The organism is Helicobacter trogontum (genome assembly GCF_000765905.2).
Classification (GTDB): Bacteria; Campylobacterota; Campylobacteria; order Campylobacterales; family Helicobacteraceae; genus Helicobacter_A; species Helicobacter_A trogontum.
Map to the genome: position 1 here is coordinate 1 of NZ_JRPL02000108.1, position 533 is coordinate 533.

The following is a 533-nucleotide window of genomic DNA, read 5'->3' on the forward strand; positions in this document are numbered from 1 at the left end:
TACCTTCTCCCTCTTGCATCAAGCCCTTTTTTTACAGATCGTTCAAATTCCATAGCAAATTCTGGGAGTTTTTCTTCAAATTTCTTTTGTGTTTCAATAATAATGTCTTTTTGTGCATTCTTATGTAAAGAAAGTGCAATAAGAATGTTTTTAATCTGTAATTTATTTATTTCTAATTTGTCATATTCAGTGAAAAGTTTATCTAATACCTCTTGTAGATCTTCTAGTGTACTTGCACTAGAATCAAGCACCATCATAACAGTTTCAACGCTGAACCCACCTGTTAAATCAATATCAAACTCTTTTTCCTTTGGTGTATTAGATAATACAAATTTAAAAAGAGCAAAAATAAATAGCACGACAACGACAACAAAGCTTCCAACAATGACAATCACATTTGTTTCCATGCGACATAAATCCTTTGCTAAGAATTAAAGTCTGTATTCTAACATATTTTTTTACTGGATTCTAAAGTCAATTATTTTTTATTTGCTAGAATTGCTTGTTTTTGTCTAATAAGATTATAAAGGATA

At 29.3% G+C, this 533-nt stretch carries 1 protein-coding gene; it reads right to left on the minus strand.

Going from position 1 to position 533, the window contains the following annotated elements:
• Positions 1–407 (minus strand): hypothetical protein (locus LS81_RS12275; RefSeq protein ID WP_034346178.1); only part of this gene is annotated, 407 nt, incomplete at its 3' end.
• Between the last annotated feature and the right edge of the window lie 126 nt (positions 408–533).